Annotated in this window: 17 protein-coding genes and 1 tRNA gene; 8 read left to right on the forward strand and 10 right to left on the reverse strand. The window is 66.5% G+C overall.

The window, feature by feature from the left end; genetic code table 11:
• Positions 1 to 18: 18 nt before the first annotated feature.
• Complete coding sequence (locus QX124_RS26960) at positions 19 to 360, reverse strand: hypothetical protein (RefSeq protein ID WP_315798744.1); 342 nt, start codon at positions 358 to 360, stop codon at positions 19 to 21.
• A gap of 221 nt (positions 361 to 581) precedes the next feature.
• On the opposite strand from QX124_RS26960, the gene QX124_RS26965 reads away from it, so the two are divergent.
• Positions 582 to 671, forward strand: a tRNA-Ser gene (locus tag QX124_RS26965).
• 56 nt (positions 672 to 727) lie between these two features.
• On the opposite strand, the gene QX124_RS26970 is transcribed toward QX124_RS26965, so the two are convergent.
• Positions 728 to 1,501, reverse strand: a complete 774-nt coding sequence (locus QX124_RS26970) for a helix-turn-helix domain-containing protein (protein ID WP_315781421.1) — start codon at positions 1,499 to 1,501, stop codon at positions 728 to 730.
• A gap of 300 nt (positions 1,502 to 1,801) precedes the next feature.
• Between QX124_RS26970 and QX124_RS26975 the strand changes: the two genes are divergently transcribed.
• The 3 genes from QX124_RS26975 (at position 1,802) to QX124_RS26985 (ending at position 6,873) form a co-directional block, all read left to right on the forward strand.
• Positions 1,802 to 2,719: an alpha/beta hydrolase gene (locus QX124_RS26975; RefSeq protein WP_315781418.1), complete on the forward strand. Its 918-nt coding sequence runs from the start codon at positions 1,802 to 1,804 to the stop codon at positions 2,717 to 2,719.
• A 426-nt stretch (positions 2,720 to 3,145) separates the two neighbouring features.
• Positions 3,146 to 4,354 (forward strand): MFS transporter, encoded by a 1,209-nt coding sequence (locus QX124_RS26980; protein ID WP_315798745.1) that lies wholly within the window; start codon positions 3,146 to 3,148, stop codon positions 4,352 to 4,354.
• An 821-nt stretch (positions 4,355 to 5,175) separates the two neighbouring features.
• Positions 5,176 to 6,873 (forward strand): methyl-accepting chemotaxis protein, encoded by a 1,698-nt coding sequence (locus QX124_RS26985; protein ID WP_315740622.1) that lies wholly within the window; start codon positions 5,176 to 5,178, stop codon positions 6,871 to 6,873.
• A gap of 23 nt (positions 6,874 to 6,896) precedes the next feature.
• Here the strand turns inward: QX124_RS26985 and QX124_RS26990 are convergent, their stop codons facing one another.
• The 5 genes from QX124_RS26990 to QX124_RS27010 form a co-directional block, all read right to left on the reverse strand.
• The gene (locus QX124_RS26990) at positions 6,897 to 7,358 is read right to left on the reverse strand and encodes an NUDIX domain-containing protein (protein WP_315759563.1); all 462 of its coding nucleotides are present in this window, start codon (positions 7,356 to 7,358) and stop codon (positions 6,897 to 6,899) included.
• A gap of 4 nt (positions 7,359 to 7,362) precedes the next feature.
• Entirely contained in the window at positions 7,363 to 8,604 is a 1,242-nt protein-coding gene (locus QX124_RS26995) for a DUF763 domain-containing protein (RefSeq protein ID WP_315798746.1), read from the reverse strand.
• An 87-nt stretch (positions 8,605 to 8,691) separates the two neighbouring features.
• Positions 8,692 to 9,672 carry a homoserine O-succinyltransferase gene (locus tag QX124_RS27000; protein WP_315798747.1) on the reverse strand — a complete coding sequence of 327 codons (981 nt, stop codon included), beginning with the start codon at positions 9,670 to 9,672 and terminating at the stop codon, positions 8,692 to 8,694.
• A 12-nt stretch (positions 9,673 to 9,684) separates the two neighbouring features.
• Positions 9,685 to 10,989 carry an O-acetylhomoserine aminocarboxypropyltransferase/cysteine synthase family protein gene (locus QX124_RS27005; protein WP_315798748.1) on the reverse strand — a complete coding sequence of 435 codons (1,305 nt, stop codon included), beginning with the start codon at positions 10,987 to 10,989 and terminating at the stop codon, positions 9,685 to 9,687.
• A 149-nt stretch (positions 10,990 to 11,138) separates the two neighbouring features.
• Positions 11,139 to 12,098 (reverse strand): alpha/beta hydrolase, encoded by a 960-nt coding sequence (locus QX124_RS27010; RefSeq protein WP_315798749.1) that lies wholly within the window; start codon positions 12,096 to 12,098, stop codon positions 11,139 to 11,141.
• 141 nt (positions 12,099 to 12,239) lie between these two features.
• On the opposite strand from QX124_RS27010, the gene QX124_RS27015 reads away from it, so the two are divergent.
• On the forward strand, positions 12,240 to 13,127 hold the full coding sequence (locus QX124_RS27015; RefSeq protein WP_315798750.1) for a branched-chain amino acid aminotransferase: 888 nt from the start codon (positions 12,240 to 12,242) through the stop codon (positions 13,125 to 13,127).
• 1 nt (position 13,128) lies between these two features.
• On the opposite strand, the gene QX124_RS27020 is transcribed toward QX124_RS27015, so the two are convergent.
• The 3 genes from QX124_RS27020 to QX124_RS27030 are packed head-to-tail and all read right to left on the reverse strand — an operon-like array spanning position 13,129 to position 16,281.
• The gene (locus QX124_RS27020; protein WP_315798751.1) at positions 13,129 to 14,010 is read right to left on the reverse strand and encodes an acyl-CoA acyltransferase; all 882 of its coding nucleotides are present in this window, start codon (positions 14,008 to 14,010) and stop codon (positions 13,129 to 13,131) included.
• 39 nt (positions 14,011 to 14,049) lie between these two features.
• Complete coding sequence (locus tag QX124_RS27025; RefSeq protein ID WP_315798752.1) at positions 14,050 to 15,012, reverse strand: amino acid--[acyl-carrier-protein] ligase; 963 nt, start codon at positions 15,010 to 15,012, stop codon at positions 14,050 to 14,052.
• Positions 15,013 to 15,054: 42 nt separating this feature from the next.
• Complete coding sequence (locus QX124_RS27030; RefSeq protein WP_315798753.1) at positions 15,055 to 16,281, reverse strand: acyl-CoA dehydrogenase family protein; 1,227 nt, start codon at positions 16,279 to 16,281, stop codon at positions 15,055 to 15,057.
• A gap of 341 nt (positions 16,282 to 16,622) precedes the next feature.
• Between QX124_RS27030 and QX124_RS27035 the strand changes: the two genes are divergently transcribed.
• The 3 genes from QX124_RS27035 to mtnA all read left to right on the forward strand — a co-directional run bounded on the left by QX124_RS27035 (position 16,623) and on the right by mtnA (position 18,981).
• On the forward strand, positions 16,623 to 16,895 hold the full coding sequence (locus QX124_RS27035; RefSeq protein ID WP_315798754.1) for a phosphopantetheine-binding protein: 273 nt from the start codon (positions 16,623 to 16,625) through the stop codon (positions 16,893 to 16,895).
• A 90-nt stretch (positions 16,896 to 16,985) separates the two neighbouring features.
• Positions 16,986 to 17,861, forward strand: a complete 876-nt coding sequence (locus QX124_RS27040; protein WP_315798755.1) for an S-methyl-5'-thioadenosine phosphorylase — start codon at positions 16,986 to 16,988, stop codon at positions 17,859 to 17,861.
• 13 nt (positions 17,862 to 17,874) lie between these two features.
• Positions 17,875 to 18,981, forward strand: coding sequence for an S-methyl-5-thioribose-1-phosphate isomerase (gene mtnA, locus QX124_RS27045; RefSeq protein WP_315798756.1), 1,107 nt, complete (start codon positions 17,875 to 17,877; stop codon positions 18,979 to 18,981).
• Positions 18,982 to 19,014 lie beyond the last annotated feature (33 nt).

A 19,014-nucleotide genomic window follows, 5' to 3' on the forward strand; every position in this document is an offset into this window, starting at 1 on the left:
CGCTCCGTCCGGCGAGGCTCAATGGCAGTAGGAGACGCCGTCGAGCACGGCGCAGCGCAGCTTGTTCGGCGAGCTCGGATTGTCCATCGGCACCATCCCGTTGCCCTGTCCGACGAACACGCCGGGTCCCACCACCACCGATGCCTTGTTGCCGACGATGACGGACGGGTGCGGCTTCAGGCTCGACTTCGTCCCGTCCGGCCACAGGATCGCATCGCCCTGCCAGATCCCCTTGCGGCCGTCGTCGCAGGTCACGTCGACGCCCTGCTTGGTGCATTGATCGGCGCGGGCCGGGCTGGCGGCGAGACTGAGCACCGCCGTCAGCAGGATGGCGAGACGGGCAGGGGAGGATGACGGCATCGCGAATCCCTCAGTCGGCAGCCGGACCGACGGGCTGCAAAACAGTGGTCGTGCCGCCCGGCCGGCCGGTTCATGATGGGCCGGCCGGGCGGCACGGCCTCCCGATCGAGCCCGCGACCAGGGCGGATTGATGATTTTTATCAGCGATTTGGGGGAAATTTAGCCCATGAGCCCCCGCCCGGCTTGCAAAACGCCGCCGACCCCGCCAAGAGAGGGCCGCTGGAGAGATGGCCGAGTGGCTTAAGGCGCACGCTTGGAAAGCGTGTGTGCGGGAAACCGTACCGTGGGTTCGAATCCCACTCTCTCCGCCAGCCGGCCATCCCAGCCATTCCGTTCAGTTGCGAGAAGATGAAATCGCTGCGGGCTGTCAGCCCTCCGGCTTCTTCCGCGCGAGCGTGCGCGGGGGCACGCCGTATCGACGGCGGAAGAGGCGGCTAAAATGCGAGGGGTCGTTGAAGCCCCAGCGCAGGGCGATGTCGGTGATGCTCTCGGTTCGGCGCGCGGCTTCGAGGTCGCGGCGGCAGCGGTCGAGGCGGCGCTGGCGGATGCATTCCGAGGGCGTGGTGCCGTGCTCGGCGAACAACAATTGTACGGAGCGGACGGATAGTCCGAAGTGGGCGGCGATCTCGGCGCTGTCGAGATCGGGGTCGTGCAGTTGTGCGTCGATGTAGCTCATGATGCGCGCGAACTGTGCGGATGTGCGTCGCGGTGCAGCGTCGCGGCGCATCAGGCGGGCCGCCTTGGCGACGATCTCGAGCCCGGCATCGACAGCGGCATGGACCTCGCTGTCGTCCATCTCGGCCAGTGTGCCGGCGAAGCCCTCGAAGTAACCGGACACGGCGGCGCCGAAGCCGTGTCGGCCGGGCAGATGCAGGCGGCCGCGTCCGATCAGGTCGGGGTGAAAATTCCGGATCACCGCTTCAGGGCAGGCGATCATCATCTTGCGCAGCGGACTGAGCGTGGCGAAGGCGAGCGTCTCGCGCGTGTTCCAGACGATCACGTCGCCGGGTTCGAACAGCACCGTGCCGGTGGAGTCCTCGCCGCGCTCCCGGCCTTCGATCACAGTCATCACGACCACCAGACCGGCATCGGAGGCGCGGCGCGTCCCGGCGCAGCCCTGCGCGACCTGCGCTTCGATCACGAGAGCATCGCCTAGCCGCCTCAACTGCTGACGGTGTGATTTGGCCGCGTGAATGCTCCAGCCGAGCAGTGGGTCGAGGGAGGTCGTGGGCGCGGCAAACCCTTGCACGTTCGGCATCTGCAACGCTCTCCCTTGGTCGCCCGAGACCCTCGCTTGCGGCGGCTGCGTCCGCCCACGTTTCGCTGTCGTCCGGGTTCGCCTTCGCTGCCGTCCGGGACGTCGGTGCCGCGCTTGGCCTAGAGCCTAGGCTGAGACCGCCGTGCAGACAAGGCGGAGAGGCGAGAGCACAGGGAGGTTGCAATGGTCGGTTCGGATCTGCGGGCTGGGTTCGAGAAGGTGGCCTTCAAGGCCGACGATGGTACGGTGCTGCGCGGCTGGCACGTGCCGCCGCAGGGGGACGCGCCGACGGCGCCCATCGTCGTGCTTCATCACGGCTTCAGCGCGCTCAAGGACAGCTATCTCGACAAATATGCGGCCGCGTTCAGCGCAGCCGGTCTCGGCGCGCTGGTCTATGATCCCCGCAATTTCGGCGAGAGCGAAGGACGCGTCCGGCAGGAGATCGACCCGATGCAGCAGCTGGCCGACTACCGCGATGCCATCACCTTCGCAATGACCCTGCCGCGCGTCGATCCCACCAGGATCGGCGCCTGGGGCTCCAGCTATGGCGGCGGCGTCGCCATCCAGGCGGCGGCGATCGATCAGCGCATCCGCTGCGTGGCAGTGCAGGTCTCGTTCCTCAGCGGCGGCGCGATCTGGAGCCACATTCCGGCGGAGACAAAGGCGCAGCTGTCGCAGCTGTTCGTCGGCGAGCGATTGGCCCGTGCCGCGGGCGAGCCGCCGATGACCATGCAGGTGGTGGCGCAGGATCCGGCGACGACGCCGTGCATCCTCGGGACGTCGGACGCCTACGACTGGTGCATGGAGGCGGCGAAGATCTCGCCGCTGTGGCGCAACGAGGTTACCGTGCGCAGCCTGGAGCTCACCTTCAGCTTCGAGCCGGCCGCCTTTTTGCATCGCATCGCGCCGCGGCCGCTGATGTGGATCGCGGCCGAGGGCGACATGCTGATGCCGATCGAGGCGTCCCGGGAGGCGTTCGCACGCGCCGGCGAGCCAAAGCAGTTTGTCAGTCTGCCTTGCGGGCATTTCGCGCCCTATGTCCAGCACTTCGAACAATCATCCTCGGCTGCGCGTGACTGGTTCCTATCACACCTCCTGTAGGCGCGCGAAGCTCGAGCTCCGGAGGTAGGGTAGGGCGATCGCAGATGAGGCAACAAGCTGTGGCGAGCGCTCGTTTCGCGGCCATCCTCCGCGACGGCCGCCTACGGCGGCCTCGCATGGTTTTTTTCGGCCAAAATCTAACCCCTCCATCGTGAGGAGCACCGCTCCGCGGCACGTTAGGCGATGCTCTTGCATCGACTTGAGACCCATGGGGGCTGACGATCGGCTGCTTCCGTGCGGCGCTGCTCATGCTGCTCTGCTCCGGGGCCGGCGGCCCGTGCGTGCAGTTGCCGGCACCTGGCACGAGCACCCCGCCGGTGGTGGGGCGGCAATTCCCAAACAGCGGGGCTGATTCGGCGCGAATGGTCTAGAATCATGATTGCAACGCGCGTCGCGCGTCACCTCCGTGCAGTGCCCCCGCCCGAAATGCCCCCCGTCATCGCCGACCCCTCCCTCCTGCGCGTCCTGATCGTGCTCGCCATCACCCAGCTCATCGCCTGGGGCACGCTCAGCCTGCCGGCGGTGATCGGCCGGGCCATGGCGGTGGATCTGGAGATGGATCTGACGGCGATCTTCGCCAGCACCTCGGTGCTGTACATGTCGATGGGGCTGTGCTCGCCGCTGCTGGCGCGGCCGTTCATCAAGCATGGCGGGCGGCGGGTGATGATCGCGGGCACCCTGCTGGCCGCGCCGGGCTATGCGCTGCTGTCAGCCGCGCAGGGCGCGCTCTCTTACTATGCCGCGTGGCTGCTGCTCGGCGTGGCCGGCAGCGCCACGCTCTCGACCGCCTCCTACATCGTGCTCAACGAGATCGCCGGCCTGCGCGCGCGCAGCGCCATCGGCGCGCTGATGCTGGTCACGGGGCTGTCGAGCAGCATCTTCTGGCCGGTCACCTCGGCGCTCTCGGCGCATATCGGCTGGCGCAGCACCTGTCTCGTCTACGCCGGCCTGCTGCTGCTGGTCTCGCTGCCGCTGTTCGTGTTCCTGCTGCCGCGGCGCGTCCATGATCATCTGCCGCCGTCATCATCGGATGCGGCGGCGTCCGTCCCCGCAGCGACGCCGTCGCGCGGCACGTTCTATCTGCTGGTCGGCGCCTCCGGCCTCAACGCCTTCGTCGCGTTCGGGATGGGGGCCGTGCTGATCGAGCTCCTGAAGGCCGAAGGCCTGTCGGCGGCCGAGGCGGTCGGCTTTGGCTCGATGCTGGGGGTGATCCAGATCAGCGCCCGCGCCATCGATTTTCTCGGCGGCGGCCGCTGGGACGGCATCACCACCGCGATCGTCGCCGGCCTGGCGCTGCCGGTGGCGATGCTGCTGCTGATGCTGAGCGACGGCTCGCATGCCGCGATCGGCGCCTTCATCCTGATCTACGGCCTCGGCAGCGGCGCGCTCGCCGTGGCGCGGGCAACCATGCCGCTGGTGTTCTACGACAAGGCGGCCTTCGCCAAGGCGTCCGCCCAGATCGGACTGCCGCTCAACCTGTTGTCGGCGGTGTCGGCGCCCATCCTCGTCGAGCTCTTGACCCGCTACGGCAGCAACGCGCCGCTGGCGCTGAGCCTGGCATGCTCATGCGCGGCCGTGGTCATCCTGTTGCTGCTGCGGCAGCGCCGTCCGATGCGCGCGGCGGTCTCGTCCTGAGACGTCCGACCGAGTCGCCCGTCGGGGCGGACCTACGCCCGCCGGAAGCGCCGGGACATGCCGCATTCGCCCTGCGCCGAAACACGAAGTTCATTCGCCGTCTCAACGACATCGCCGCAGCCGCGCCCGCCTGCGCAAATTTTGTTCTTTCGTTTTATCGGAATTCGTGCTTCTCTATCGCTGTCCCGCCTCATCGACGAGGGGCGCTGCGCATCGTCAGGAGCGTTGGGGTGGGATGTGATGGACGGGCAGGCGCCGACTGACGAGCGGCGCCGGCACGGACGGTCAAGTCGCATGGTCCTGGCATCCCGATGCTGATGCCTGCGTGGCGTGCCTTTGGCGCGTTGTCGCAAACGGGGGCAAGAACGCCGGTCCCCGGGGAGAGTGCGAAGCAGCCGTAACACCATTGCGCAGGGAAGGCCGGGCAGAACCGGTTGAACCTGTGGTTCCTGCCCCGTGCATTCCTTTCCGCACGGGGGCCGCAGGAATCAGCCGATGCCTGGTCTTCCCTGCGCCCTCGATGACGTGAGGGCTTCGCTGCACAAAGCTCGGGCGCCTGACGCGTCGCGACAACGCAACTCCGTGGGGACTCGACACCCAATCGGGTGGAACTGGTGCGAACCGGCCCTTTCAATTATCGCATGTTAATTCGAGCGATCGTCGCGTAATGTCGCGCTGGTTGTTCTCTGGCAGAAGTTCGCGCGAACGGACGTTTTCAGTCCAAAGACTAATTAGTTCGCCGGCGTTCGGACGGCACGGATAGCAAACCATTAATGTAGGGTTGGTATCGTGCATACAGTCCACGCAACGAGAACCAGAAAATGCGACACCTGACTGTCTATCAGCGTCTCGCGGCGATCATCGCCGTGATGTCGATCGCACTGTTCGCCGTCTCCGCCATGCAGATCCTGATGCTGCGCGGAACCGTTCTCGAGGAGCGGCAGACCATGGTCCGCAACCTCGTCGAGTCCGCCGTCAAGGTGCTGAGCTATTATGACGCCGCGGCGACCGCCGGCAAGGTCGCGCCGGAGCAGGCGCGGCAGCAGGCCTACGCCGCGATCGGCGCAATGCGCTGGGGCCAGTACAACGACTATCTCGGCGTCTACGGAACCGGATCGTCGGATGCGGGCGTGACCTATGTCCATGCCAACCCGAAATACATCAACGTCAACCGCTGGGACTTCAAGGATTCCACCGGCAAGCTCCTGATCCAGGACATCGTGCGCACGGCGCGCGCCGGCGGCGGCTTCGTCGAGTACAAGGTGCCGCGCGCCGGGGGGACGACCGAGCTGCCGAAGATGTCCTACGTCGGCGCCTATGGCAGCGGCGACAAGATGCTGGCGATCCAGGCCGGCGTGTATGTCGACGACATCGACGCAGTCGTCTATCAGCGTGCGATGTGGGCCGGCTTCGGCGCGCTTGCCGGTCTGCTGGTCGCCGCGGTCGTCGCCTTCTGGCTCGGACGCAGCGTCGTCGTTCCGCTCGACCGCACCTGCGTCGTGATGGACGAGCTGACCAAGGGCAATCTGGGCCTCGAGGTGCCGTTCACCGATCGCAGGAACGAGATCGGCCGCATGGCGCGCAGCCTGCAGATCTTCAAGGACCATCTCGCCGAGAGCGAGCGCCTCCGGGCCGAGCAGGAGCAGTCCAAGCAGCAGGCCGCCGAGGAGCGCCGCACGGTGCTGGTGCGGATCGCCGACGAGTTCGAGCGCTCGATCGGCGGCGTGATCCAGACCACCGCGACCGCCGCCGGCGAGCTGCAGACTTCCGCGCAATCGATGTCGAGCATCGTCGCCGGCACGACGGACCAGAGCGCGAAGGTGGCCGCGGCCGCCGAGCAGACCGCCAAGAACGTGCAGACGGTGTCGGCCTCCGCCGAGCAGTTGTCGTCATCGATCCAGGAGATCGCCAAGCAGGTCACGCAGTCGTCGTCGATCGCCCAGAACGCGGTCGGGCAGGCGACGCGGACGGAGGCGATGGTCGACAGGCTGGTCCACGCGTCGCAGAAGATCGGCGAGGTGATGGCGCTGATCCAGACCATCGCCGGCCAGACAAACCTGCTGGCGCTGAACGCCACCATCGAATCCGCGCGTGCCGGCGAGGCCGGCAAGGGCTTCGCGGTCGTCGCCAACGAGGTCAAGGCGCTGTCGGCGCAGACCGCCAAGGCGACCGAGGAGATTACCAGCCAGATCGAAGCCATCCGCGACGCCACCGGCTCGACGGTCAACGCAATCCGCGAGATCGGCGCGACCATCGGGCAGATGAACGAGATCACCGACGCGATCGCAGCCGCGGTTGAGGAGCAGGGCGCTGCGACCAAGGAAATCGCCCGCAGCGTGCAGCAGGCGGCGCAGGGCACCCAGGGGGTCATGCAGCACATTGTCGGCGTGCGCGAGGCGTCGGGCCAGGTCGGCGCCGCGGCGGCACAGGTGTTGAGTGCGGCCTCGCAGCTCGGCAGCCAGTCGGATCAGCTCAAGACCCAGACCGGGCGATTCCTCGGCAACGTCCGCGCGGCGTGATGTCGGCGGCGGATGGTGACAGCTCACCCTCCGCCGATCTCCACGAGACGGTCGAGCAGCGCGGCCTGCGCCGGATTGATCCGGACCCTCGCCTCGGCGAGGTCGAACCAGGCGGCGCGGTCCACCTCGGGAAAGCGCTGGATACGGCCGCTGCGCGGCGGCCATTCGAGCTCGAACGCGTTGCTGGTGATGCTGCCGGCATCGAGGTCGGTCTCGGCGGCGAACGCCTCGACCACCTTGCCGCCGCGCTGCTTGATCTCGCCGAGCGGCAGCAGCGACGCCGTCAGCGTCGTGCCGAGCTCCTCGGCGAATTCGCGCCGCGCCACCGCCTCGGCCGCCTCGCCGGCGCCGAACTCGCCCTTCGGGATCGACCAGGCGCCGAGATCCTTGTTGCGCCAGAACGGTCCGCCGGGATGTACCAGGAGCACTTCCAATCCGTTGGAGGTCCTGCGAAAGGCGAGCACGCCCGCGCTGCGTGCCGGCACCGCCTTATGCCTCGCCGGTGCGCTGGATGAGGTCGCGCTCCCAGCCGAACACCGAACGGCCGTCGAGCTCTGGCGAGGCGGCGCGCTCGGTCGCGATGTAGGCATCGAGCGAGGGGCCGGTCGCGATGCGCTCCAGCCGGCGGGCCTGGTCGTCGAGCCGCTTCAGCGCCGACAGCGCCTCGTCGCGGCCGAGCTTGGCGTTGCCGACGGCCGATTTGAGCACGCGGATGGTCTCGTCATAGACCTTGATCGGCACCGGATAGGGATGCCGGTCCTTGCCGCCATGCGCCAGCGAGAACCGTGCCGGGTCGCTGAATCGATACGGCGCGCCATGCACGACCTCGGCGACCATGGCGAGCGAGCGCACGGTGCGGGCGCCGACGCCCGGCGTCAGCAGAAGGTCGGGGAAGTCGACCGGGCCGCGCTCGGCAGCAGCCGCGAGCGTGCCGTGCAGCCGGCGGGCGAACACGTCCTTCGGCCTGACGTCGTGATGCGCGGGCATGACAAGATGCGGCAGCAGGCCCTGGGCGGGCTCCGGCGTGCTCAGCCGTTCGAACTCCGTGACGACGCGGTCGGGGCCGAGATCGGTGAGCAGCTCGAGCTGGGCGTGGCGCGACGGCGCGGCGCGCTTGTCGGTGAGGTTGACGATCTCGCCCTGGACGGGACCATCGATGGCGCTGTGCGGCGCGTCGACGAAGCTCGCAAGCTGCTGCGAATGCCAATGGTAGCGCCGGGCCTGGCGCGCGTCGCCATTCATGCCCTGCTGCACCACGGTCCATTTGCCGTCCGATGTGACGAAGAAGCCGTGCAGATAGAGGTCGAAGCCGTCCTGCACCGCGGCGCTGTCGACCTTGGCGACGAGCTTGCTGGTCCGGACCAGCTCCTCGCCGTCGAGGCCGAGCCGGTCGCTGAGCAGGCGCAACTCGTCGGGCGTCTTGCGCGAATGCTCGCCGCGGCCACCGCAGACGAAGATGCCGAGCTCGCCGGACAGCGGCTTCAGCCCGCGCTTCAGCGCGCCGATCACGCTGGTGGTGATGCCGGAGGAATGCCAGTCCATGCCCATGACGGCGCCGAACGACTGGAACCAGAACGGATGCGACATCCGCGCCAGGAATTCGTCGCGGCCGTAATGATGCACGATCGCCTGGGTGATGATGGCGCCGAGCGAGGCCATGCGCGTGCCGAGCCAGGCCGGGACGCGTCCGGAATGGAGCGGAAGATCGGCGCTGCCGGTGCGTCGGGCCATCGGAACCTTGCAGGCGAAGTGTGTCGTGCCAATCTAACAGATAGCGCGCGATTGCGCGATCGCCCCGATGAAAGGCGGGCCTTGGCGCTATCCGGTTTGCCCGAGATGGCCGATCCAGTTCCTGAACAGCGTCTGGGCGGCGCTTTCGGCGGCGAGATCGGGCCGCAGCGTCAATCCCGGGAGTTCGGCCGCCAGCGTCGGGTCGCGCCTTTCCTTGGCCCGCCACTCGAACGCGTTGAGCACCGCCTCGCTCTCGGCGCTGAAATAGGATTTCGGCAGCCGCGGGTAGTCGTCGCGCTGCCCGGCGAGAAAGCGCGCGATGTCACGCATGTATTCGCGCTGCAGGGAGAGCGCGTCATATTCGGGATGGCCCTGAAAGAACACGAACCGGCTCGGCATCGAGCGCGCGAAGATGTCGACGCCGACCTCCTCCGACCGCGTCAGGATGTCGTACCCGCGCTCCGCCAGCAGCGGCTCGTTGACGGCGTTGAGGCGGGAGTGCGGCACCTGAAGCGGCAAATGGATGCCGTGCGTGAGCCAGTCGTCCTGGACCTTCACGCAGTCGAAGACGCCGGAGCATTTGCTCGCAAGCCGCTGCCGCTCGATGTCGTCCAGGTGCAGCACGGCCGCGTGGGCCGCGAGACACGACCAGATCGTCGAGCGCGTGTTGGTTCTGGCCCAGTCGATCACGGAGGTGAGGTCCGACCAATAGGGCTCGTCGGGCAATGTCGCGGCGACAGGCTCGGCGCCGGTCACGATCAGGCCGTCGATGCCGAGCCGATCGAGCGACCCGATGTCCGCGTAGGACTGGGCGACGTGGCTCCTGGCCGCTTGCGAGCGCAAGATGGAGGGCAGCGAGAAGCAGTGCAGGCGGATGCGGACGTGCCGCGGCGCGCACTGCTGCAGCAGGCGGGCGATCTGGAGATCGGTCGCCTTCAGGGCGCTGTCCGGCATGTTGTTGACGAGGCCGATCGAAAGCTCGATCGGGCGCCCTCCGCGGTCGTCGAACTCGGCGGGCGCGAGGGCAGGGCTCGCGATCCTGCGATGTCGGTCGAACAGCAGGGTCATCGGCTGATCGCTCTACTCCGCCGCATCCAACTGACGCGTGCGAGGGCAGGCCTGGGCGAGCGCCTGGTCGAGATCCTCGATGATGTCGCTGACATGCTCGATGCCGATCGACAGCCGGATCGTCTCGGGGAGGACGCCCGCCTTGCGCTGGTCGTCCGGCGGCATCTGCCGATGTGTGGTCGATGCGGGATGGCAGGCCAGCGACTTCGCATCGCCGATATTGACCAGCCGCGTGACGAGCTTCAGGGAGTCGTAGAACGCCTTGCCTGCCTCCATGCCGCCCTTGATCCCGAACGTGAACAGCGACGACGCCCGGCCGTCGAGATATTTCTGGACCAGAGGGTAATAGCGGCTGTCGGCGAAGCCGGCGTAGTTGACCCACGCCACGCGCGGATCGTTGCGCAGGAATTCGGCGACCTTGCGCGCATTCTCGACGTGGCGCTCCATGCGCAGCGCGACCGTCTCGATGCCCTGCAGCAGCAGGAAGGCATTGAACGGCGACAGCACCGCGCCCATGGTCCGCTGATAGACGCTGCGCGCGCGCTGGATGTAGGCGCTGCGGCCGAAATGATCGGTGTAGACCATCCCGTGATAGGACGCGTCGGGCTGGGTGAAGGCGGGAAAACGGTCGGCATGATCCTTCCAGGGGAAGTTGCCGCTGTCGACCAGCATGCCGCCCAGCGTCGTGCCATGACCGCCGAGAAACTTGGTCAGCGAATGCACCGCGATGTCGGCGCCGTAGTCGAACGGCCGCAGCAGGATCGGTGTTGCGACGGTGTTGTCGACGATCAGCGGCACGCCGTTGCGATGCGCAACCTTCGCCAGCGCCTCGATGTCGCAGACATTGCCGGCAGGATTGCCGATCGTCTCGGCGAACACGGCCTTGGTGTTTTCGTCGATGAGACGCTCGATGGCATCGGGCGCATCGCTTTCGGCAAAGCGCCCGGTGATGCCCTGGCGCGGCAGGATGTGCCCGAGCAGCGTGTGCGTGGTGCCATAGAGCTGCGGCACCGAGACGATGTTGCCGCCGCCATCGGCCAGATTGACGAATGCGAAGTGAAGCGCAGCCTGCCCGGTGCCGACGGCGAGCGCGCCGACGCCGCCCTCGAGCTCGGTGACGCGCTTCTCGAGCACCGCCGTGGTCGGATTGGAGATACGGCTGTAGCGGTAGCCCTCGGCTTCGAGATTGAACAGCGCGGCGCCGTGATCGGCGCTGTCGAAGGCGTAGGCGGCGGTCTGATAGATCGGAACCGCGACGGCCTTGGTGGTCGCCTCCGGTTCATAGCCGGCGTGGATTGCAATCGTCTCATTGCGCATCGGCGATCTCCACTCCCGCATCCGTCCACAATGCAGGTTGCACGTATTCCGCGAGGGTGTCGTTGTAGGAGCGCAGGCGTAAAGCGGGCAATAATTCGCGACAAGAACGACGAAATAACCCTAACGATGTGTGGCCGATAAGCTTCGAATTAGCGTGCGGTTGGGACCGGGAGGAGGGACCGAATTTGCTGTCCGACCAGATCCAGCGCTGCTTTGGCCTGCGGCAGGATCGCACCGAGCGCGTGAAAATTGTGGACCATGCCGTTGTGACAGACATGCGCGACCGTGACACCAGCTTCCGCGAGCCGTGCCGCGTAGGCACTGCCCTCGTCACGCATCGGGTCGAATTCCGCGGTGTGGATCACGGCGGGGGGAAGCCCAGCCAGCGTCTCACGGCACAACGGCGATATCAGTGGATTGGCGACATCGACCTCGCCAACCAGATAGTCGGCGAGGTCGGCCTGCCAGGTCACCCTGTCGATCAGGTGGCCGGTCCCGAACAGCTCGCGCGACGGCCAGAAATTGGAGAAATCGAGCACTGGACAGATCAGGCACTGCAGCGCGATCCTGAGATCGGTGCTGCCGACGGCCTGCTGACAAACGGCGGCGGCGAGCGTGGCGCCCGCGGAATCGCCGCCGATCACAATCCGACCGCCGTCGATGCCGAGCGCGACCGCGCGATCGATGACGAAGTGAACCGCCGCGATCGCATCCTCGATCGCTGCGGGGAACTTGTGCTCAGGCGCGAGGCGGTAGTCGATCGAGAGCAGCCGACAGCCGGAGGCGGCGGCAAGCGCGGCGGCGACCTTGTCGTGCGTGTCGATGCTGCCTGCCACGAGACCGCCGCCGTGAAAGTAGACGAAGCCGGGGAAGGGCGCCCCAGTATCATCCGGGCCTGCTGCAGGCGTATACAGGCGATAACGAAGCAGCCCAGAGGGCCCAGAGAAATTGCCGTCCCGCGTGATGACGGCGCCGCAGTCGTTGCGCGCGAATTGCATCAGCTTGGCGAGCGACTGCCGCCGCTGCGCGGGGCCCGGACGCTCCTGGCTTTCCGGCACAGCGGCAGCCACCATCGAAAGCAGGCGCTGGGCGCGAGGGTCGAGCGGCATGACAGCTCCAATTAACCAAGGCATCGAGCATTGTGCCCATCAGCAGTGAATCGATCGTGAGCAGCAGGTCGCGACGGGGAAATCCTTAAAATGTTCACGCCAGAAGTGCAGACACGATCGATGCCGAACGGGAGCGCCGCCATGACCCACATCGTCAAGCCTGTCAGCTACTCGCAGACCTGGACCTTCTTCGACGGCGAATGGCGCGAGGGCAATGCGCCGATCATGGGCGTCCGGACCCACGCGACGTGGCTCGCGTCGACCGTGTTCGACGGCGCACGCGCATTCGAAGGCGTGACGCCAGATCTCGATCGCCACTGCGCGCGCGTGAATCAGTCCGCGATCAATTTCCGGCTCAAGCCGGTGGTGGACGTCGAGACCTGGATGGGGTTGGCGCGGGAGGGGATCGCGCGGTTCGGAGCGAGAGCCGAGCTCTACATCCGCCCGATGTACTGGGCGCAGCATGGCGCCGGCGGCGGTGTCCTGTTCGATCCCGAGACCACCAATTGGTGCCTTTGCATCTATGAAGCGCCGATGCCGCAGCCGACGGGCAACGCCATCACGCTGTCGCCGTTCCGGCGGCCGACCGCCGAGTGCGCGCCGGTCGATGCCAAGGCGTCCTGCCTCTATCCGAACAATTCGCGCGCGCTGATCGAGGCGGCCTCGCGCGGCTTCAACAATTGCCTGATGCTCGATCTGCTCGGCAACGTCGCCGAGTTCGGCAATGCCAACGTGTTCATGGTCAAGGACGGCGTGGTGTTCACGCCGGTGCCGAACGGCACGTTTCTCAACGGGATCACCCGCCAGCGCGTGGCCGAGCTGCTGCGAGCCGACGGCGTCAGCGTGGTCGAGACCACGCTGCGCTATGCGGACTTCCTGGCCGCCGACGAGATCTTCTCGTCGGGCAATTTCGCCAAGGTCGCACCGGTCATTCGCATCGACGAGCGGACGCTGCCGATCGGTCCGGTGTTCAGCCGTGCGCGCCGGCTGTATTGGGACTATGCGCATGAGGTCAGGGTAGCCGCCTGAGCTAGGGGCCGTACAGCGGCAGCTCGGTGTCGCTGAGATCGCCGAGGCGCGGCGGCTGCGGTCCCTTGATGTACTTCCGGCCGCGCCGCTCGGTGTAGATGCCGACGAGACCGTCAATCGGCCCGTTAGCGTCGATGATGACAGAAACGGCGGCGCGACGCAGCAGCAGGCGGCCGACGGTACCGGCGCAGGAAACGTAGTCGGAGATGCTGCGGCAGTAGATCAGCTGCATCGCAGGCAATGCGAAGCGTCCCTGCCGGATGCGGACCTTCTGCAGCACCAGCGGAACGGGGCCCGCCGTCGATCGCACCACCACGCTGAGGCAGCCATAGCGCGCATGGCGCATCAGCAATTCGGCCTCATCCGACGGAACGCCATCCACGGTGCGGGCGTCTGCCCTGACCTTCTCAACCGGCGAACTGAGGCCAGCTAGCGACAGCGTCGGCATCGAAAAGAACAGGCCGCTGCAATAGGCGCGAAATCCTTGCGCCTCAATGATCGGCCAGGTCTGCCTTGCGGCGCTGATATTGACGTAAGTGACCTCCGGCCGACGCTGTGCGATTCTCGTCAGCATCGTCGCGTAGTTGCGAAAGGCAGGTTCGACATACCAGCTCGACAGATTGCACCAGATCTGCGGCTCCGCAGGCGTGCCGCGATCGCTGTAGATGACGAGCAAAACGCCGACCGCATTGCCGTCTTGCTCGAGCAGATAGCCGTAGCGTGGATAGCCGTCGGGCGTCGGGCGCGCGGCTTGCCGCTGCAGGCCGCTCGACCAATAGCCGCGGGGCCGCCGGGGGAAGCCGCGTGTCAAGAGATCGGTGATCGCGTCCAGATCGGAGTCTCCGATCTCGCGGCACCGGATCGGCGGCTTGGGCGCGCCCATGAGATGTTCTGCCGATCCCTCGACGGCGGCTTCGTGGCGTCAGCCGACGGTGCTTGCCTGGCGCTCGAACTGCAGCGCTTCCCGTACGCGCGACGGCCAGCGCGTCGGATCGATGCCGTGGGTGTGGAATAGCGCGACCGCGAGGCGATCCATGCCGAAAGCCACGCAACCGGTGTGCGCCGGTGCACCATCGGCGTCGATGATGCCCCAGGTGGTGCCGAAATGCTCGCGGTGATAGTTGAAGCTCATGCAGGCGGTCGGCTGCTCTTCCGAGCGCAGAGGCACTAGCAGCTCGAATTTCAACGCCTGCTGCTTCTGGCTGACCGCCTTCATCTGGCCGACGCGGCCGAAGAACGGGTCGCTGGCGTGATCGACCCGGAACGACAGGCCGAGATCGCGGGCAATCGCCTGCGCCTTCACCATCCAGCGGTCACGGAATGCCGAGACGTCGTCGGGCGTGCCGATGCAGACATATTCGCGCATCCGGAACGACTGCAGGCGGTCGAGATGACGCGACGGCTCGCGGCGGAAGCAATCGGCCGCGACGTCGAAGCGCAGGCCGCCGACCGGCAGGGCGCCGCGGCTCGCCGCGATCGGATAGACCGGATAGCAGGCCGCGGGGGACAGCACGAGGTCGGCCGGCGACAGCGAGGTGGTCCAGTCGCCGCCCTTGTCGAAACGTGCCACGGCCTCGTGGATGTCCCGCTCGATGCCGTGCAAGCCGCAGACGCAGCCCAGCAGGTTGGGAAAGCTCTTGAGATAGCCCGACTTCTCGATCTGGGCGCGACTCATGACCGGTGGGAAGCGCATGACCTCCGCGCCGGGCTCGCGATGTCGCGTGATGAGCGTCGTGAGCCGCTCCACCACGCCTTCATACAGCGCGGTCCGCGCATAGACGCCATCTGCGCCCATGCGATGGAACAGGGCGCCGGTCAAATGATCGAGCGCGTCGGCCGGCTGGGGCGCAATCTCGGGCGACTGCGGGAGAACGGGAATCGTCATTCTGCAAATCCTGAGTGGAGGCAATGGCTGCGATCGGCGTGATCATTCATGGAGCGAGGTCGGTACCGTGCTCATCAAGTTGGCCGTGGCAATGCTTGTGAGAATACGGTCGTTGTTGATCATGATCGGCGCCGACAGAACGTCTCGGAGGTGGCGGCCGATCGAGAACTCGCCGTCGTTGCGATAACCCGAGAGGCCGCAGGCGCGCATGGCATGCATCACGGTCTCGACGGCAAGTTCAGAGGCCTGAACCTTCAACAGCGTGATCGAGGATTGGAAGTCGAGCGAGCTCAGCGCCCGCTCGTCATATTCGTGGGCGACGAAGGCATCCATGTTGGTGACGATCATTGCGCGCAGCCGGGCCAGCGCCATCTTCGCCGCGGTGTAATGCGCAGCTGCCGGCGGCATCTGTCCGCCGGCGCCGCGTGCGGCCTTGCGCAGGAAGTGCTGGGCGCGCTCCACGGCAGCCGCAGCGATGCCGGCCCAGGCCGACGACCAGCACAGATGTGCGAACGGCGTCATCGTCTGGCCGTGGATGCGATCATAGGACTCGGTGAACATGCGGTCGGAGGGACAGCTCACCTCGAGCGCGAATCCGGTCGAGCAGGTGCCGCGCATGCCCAGCGTTTCCCAGCCGAGCGTGCGCGCGATCGTGTAGTCGTCCCTCGTCAGCGCCAGCAGCACCTGATCGGACGCGGCAGCGCCATCGGCCCGGCGGGCGATCGTGACGAGGCCATCGGCTTCAGCGCCATAGGAAATGACCGTGGCATCGCGGTTGAGCGTGATTCGCTCGCCCTCGTGGCCGACTGCCGCGGCGCTCGCGCGGATATTGCCGCCGTTCTGGCCTTCGGTGGTGGAGGAGGCCATCAGCAGCTGCTCGGCGGCGATCCGGCGCATCAGCGATTCCATATAGGGATTGCCGCGGCCGTGACGAACCAGGCAGGCGACCTTGGTCTGGTGCATGGCGAAGATCATGGCGCTGGAGGCGCAGGCGCGCCCGAGCGCATAGCCGACGTCGGCAATGTCGTGGATCGAGGCGCCGAAGCCACCGAACTCGACGGGTATCTGCATCCCGAGCAGCTTGTGCTCGCGTGCCGCATCGATCGCGGCCTTCGGGAAGCGGCCGTCACGGTCGACCTCTTCGGCTTCCGCCGCGGCCTGCGTCGCAACAGCGGCGGTCCGCTGGACGAATAAGGAGCTGCGATCGAGCAGGAGGCTGTCGCCGTCGTCGGGGATCGGGTTGCGAAGCGCGGTTCCCTGGAGAGTCATGGTCGATCGATACTCCGGATCTTGTCTCTTTGAGAGAGCGGCACGCGCATCCGCAGTAGCAGGCCGATGCGCTGCGCCTTCTCTGGGCTGCAACGCAGGGTATGGATTTGATTCAAATGCGTCGACGAAATTCAGGGTAAACGCCGCGCAATCGACGGGTGGGGGTTAATTTCCGGTTGGTTCGATCCGAGAATTTTGGACCAAGCCGTTAGCGTTAAGACGAGTTCAGACTGGAATGGGGATGCGGCGTAACTCTTTCGACGCCGAATTGCGTTATCTCCCCTGCGCGTGCGTCGATCAGATCCGACGCGCCGGAACAAGTCGCGAGTGAAGAGGACCCCATGCCGAGTTTCGATGTCGATGTCAGTCGCAGGATCGTGGCGCTCGTGCGTGATATCCTCGCGCAGAATTCTACGGCCGCCGACGTGGCGGCGGATGCCAAGCTCGTCGATGTCGGGCTGACCTCGATGGACATGGTCAACCTGATGCTGGCGATCGAGGCGGAGTTCGATTTCACCATTCCGCAGGAGCTGATCACGCCGGAGAACTTCCAGTCCATCGCAACGCTGGAGCGCCTGGTGAGCGGTCAGTTGGCGGCAGCGAAGGCCGCCTGACCCAGTTGCCACGCCCCGCGGATCACCGCGTCGCTGTTTTCAATTCGCCGCAAAGCTGGCATTCTCGTCTCCGCTGGAGATGGGGACGTCATGACGAAGGCTGTGTTTGGCATTATCGGCGGCTCGGGCATCTATGATCTGCCGGGATTGGAAGATGCCCGCGAAGAGGTGATCGTGAGCCCGTGGGGTGAGCCGTCGGCGCCGGTGCGCCGGGGGACCATTGCGGGGTTGCCGATCGTGTTCCTGCCGCGCCATGACAAGGGACACCGGCTGTCCCCGTCCGACATCAATTACCGCGCCAATATCGACGTGCTGAAGCGTGCTGGTGTCACCGACCTGGTGTCGCTGTCGGCCTGCGGCTCGTTCAAGGAAGAGCTCCCGCCGGGCACCTTCGTGCTGGTCGATCAGTTCGTCGATCGCACCTACAAGCGCGAGAGCTCGTTCTTCGGCAGGGGGTGTGTCGCCCACGTCTCGATGGCGCATCCGGTTTCACCGCGGTTGCGGATTCATCTCGCGGCTGCGGCCGAGGCCGAGGGCATCGCGATCGCGCGCGGCGGCACCTATGTCTGCATGGAGGGGCCGCAATTCTCGACCTATGCCGAAAGCATGACCTACAAGGCGTCAGGCTATTCGGTCATCGGCATGACCAACATGCCGGAGGCGAAGCTCGCCCGCGAGGCCGAGATCTGCTACGCGACGGTCGCGATGGTGACCGACTTCGACTGCTGGCATCCGGATCACGACGCCGTCACCGTGCAGGATATCATTCGCGTGCTCACCACCAACGCCGACAAGGCGAAATCGCTGGTGGCGCGGCTCGCCCAGGAGTTTCCGCGCGAGCATGAACCGTGCCCGATCGGCTCCGACCGAGCGCTCGACACCGCCTTGATCACTGCGCCGGAGGCGCGCGATCCCGAGCTTCTGAAGAAGCTCGATGCGGTCGCAGGCCGTATCTTGCGTGGTTGAGGGGAGATCGAACATGAAGGTGGACGGCAGGCACTATCGCAGCATCTGGCTCGACTCCGACGGCTGGTCGGTCTGCGCGATCGATCAACGCCGATTGCCGCACGAGTTCGTGGTGGCGAAGATCACGACATGCGAGGAGGCGGCGGACGCGATCCGCGGCATGCTGGTCCGCGGTGCGCCGCTGATCGGCGCCACCGCCGCGTTCGGCATGGCGCTGGCGATGCGCGACGACCGCTCCGATCCTGGCATCGACCGCGCCTACGAGATGCTGATCGCGACGCGGCCGACGGCGATCAACCTGAAATGGGCGCTCGACACGATGAGCACGATGCTGCGCCGGCTGGCACCGTCGGAGCGGCGCGATGCGGCCTATTCGCGCGCCGTCGACATTGCCGGCGAGGACGTCACGATCAACCAGGGCATCGCCGCGCACGGTTTCGCGCTGATCGAGGCGGCCGCGGCGCGCAAGAAGCCGGGCGAAGTCGTGAACGTGCTGACCCACTGCAATGCCGGCTGGCTTGCGACCGTCGATTGGGGCACGGCGACCGCGCCGATCTATCTTGCGCACGATCGCGGCATTCCGATCCATGTCTGGGTCGACGAGACACGGCCGCGCAATCAAGGCGCCTCGCTGACCGCTTGGGAACTCGGGCATCACGGCGTGGCGCATACCGTCATCCCGGATAACACCGGCGGCCATCTCATGCAGCATGGGATGGTCGATCTCGCCATCGTCGGCACCGACCGCGTCGCCGCCAATGGCGACGTCTGCAACAAGATCGGCACCTATCTCAAGGCACTGGCCGCGCACGACAATGGCGTGCCGTTCTATGTCGCGCTGCCGTCGCCGACGATCGACTTCGCCGTCGCCGAAGGACGGCAGATCCCGATCGAGCAGCGCAGCGCCCAGGAAGTGACAGAGATGACCGGCCGCACCGCCGACGGTCGCATCGAGACCGTGCGCATCGTTCCGCCGGGCTCGCCAGTCGTGAACTACGGCTTCGACGTCACCCCGGCACGGCTGGTGACGGGGTTGATCACGGAGCGCGGCGTGCTGCAGGCTGACGGAGCGGCGCTGGCGGCCGCATTTCCCGAGCGGGCGAAACAAACGAACTATTGAGATCCTCGTCATTGCGAGCGCAGCGACGTGTCC

Source organism: Bradyrhizobium sp. SZCCHNRI3043, assembly GCF_032377735.1.
Lineage (GTDB): Bacteria > Pseudomonadota > Alphaproteobacteria > Rhizobiales > Xanthobacteraceae > Bradyrhizobium.